The organism is Thermovirga sp. (genome assembly GCA_012523215.1).
Classification (GTDB): Bacteria; Synergistota; Synergistia; order Synergistales; family Thermovirgaceae; genus 58-81.
The window spans coordinates 1-1,653 of record JAAYIZ010000235.1; the positions used below are offsets into that span (position 1 = coordinate 1).

The 1,653-nt window shown below is 59.4% G+C and carries 1 protein-coding gene and 1 pseudogene; both read right to left on the minus strand.

The features are described from left to right. Window positions 1-435, minus strand: a 435-nt coding sequence (locus GX108_06565) for a hypothetical protein (GenBank protein ID NLO56697.1), incomplete at its 3' end; no start/stop codon positions are given. 68 nt (window positions 436-503) lie between these two features. Further along, window positions 504-1,653 (minus strand): annotated as a pseudogene (dnaB, locus tag GX108_06570) (replicative DNA helicase).

A 1,653-nucleotide genomic window follows, 5' to 3' on the forward strand; every position in this document is an offset into this window, starting at 1 on the left:
ACGCAGTCTTCCACCGTAAAGGCCGTTGCGGGTGATTATATAGATCCCCCAGAGCGAGGCGAAGAAGAACCACTCCCTGGTGAAGGTCGGCATAGATGTAATGGGGGCCCAAAGGGGCTGGAGTATAAGAAATAACACGAGGAAAAGCCAGATTGCCCCGAAAGGGTCGAGGACAAAACCCCTTCTGACATCCATGATAAGGGCTATCCTGGCCCCGGCCACGGCGAGAAGAAGGCCCACTGGCACGAAGGCCGAGGCCCACTTCATGAGGTGGAGCGTCTCGAACCAGAAGGGCCCCGAGAAAACTAGGTTTGGAGCCGCGAGCGCGAAGAAAAGAATTACCGTGGCCGGGAAATTGGGGATGAGGTCCCTCCTCTCCCGCCGAATAAGGCCTTCACCTTCAAGTGAAAATCCGACCCCTGGCTCTTCGGTCAATTACCTCACCTCGGGATCCGGACAGGTTATCGGGGCGGCCCCTCGGCTAGATAGAGCGCGATACCCTTTCAGGGCAACCAGGCCTGGCTCGCGAAACGGGCATGCTCTTTGAAAAAGGTCAGCCTTATAGTACCCGTGGGGCCGTTCCTGTGCTTCGCGACAATGACATCGGCGGTGTTATCGCTCTCTTCGGTGGGCATGTCATAGTACCCGGACGGTAAAGAAGGATCACCAAGTCAGCGTCCTGTTCGATGGCGCCGCTGTCACGAAGATCCGAAAGCTGCGGTCTTTTCTCCTGCCTGGATTCGACGGCCCTTGAGAGTTGGGAGAGGGCTATCAGCGGCACCTCGAGCTCCCTGGCGATGGCCTTGAGGGAACGGGAGATCTCGGCAACCTCCTGTTGTTTGCTCTCTGTCTTTCTGGTCAACTGCATCAACTGGAGATAATCGACCACTATCAAGCCATCTCCGGCTTTCATGACCTGGGACTTGAAGCGCCTGGACCGGGCGCGCAATTCCAGGGTGGTGAGCACGGAGCTGTCATCGATGAAGAAGGGGGCTCTCGAAAGGTCTCCTGCGGCGGTAGCCAGCTTCTCCCAAGCGCTTTCATGGAACATCCCCGTCCGGAGGTCGTGGACATCGACCCTGGCCCGGGATCCCAGCATGCGCTGAACCAGTTGTTCCGCGCCCATCTCGAGGCTGAACATCAAAACCGGTATCCCCCGCTCCACCGAGGCGTGCATGCCTATGTCGAGGGCCAGGGCCGTCTTTCCCATGGATGGCCTGGCGGCGATAATATTGAGGCTGCCCGGCTGGAAACCCCCGGTGATCCTCTCGAAATCATCGAAGCCGCTGGGGACCCCCGTCACCGAACTGTCGGGCGAATGGAATTTCTCCTCGATGGCCCGGAAGGTGGGACCAAGGACATCCCCCACCCTCCTGAAGGGAATCTGAACACCCCTCTGGGTGGTCTCAAAGACCGCCCGCTCGGCCTGGTCCATTACGTCCTCGATCTCCCTGTCTTCCGAGTAGCCCAGGCGGGCAATCTCCGCTCCGACCTGGACCAGCCTCCGGTGGATCGATTTGTCCCGCACTATCCTGGCGTGGAATTCGACGTTGGCCGTGGTGGGCACCGAATCCACGAGCCCGGCGATAAAACCCTGCCCCCCCAGGGCCGTCGCGAGCCCCCTCCTGGAGAGTTCATCGAAAAAAGTGAGAG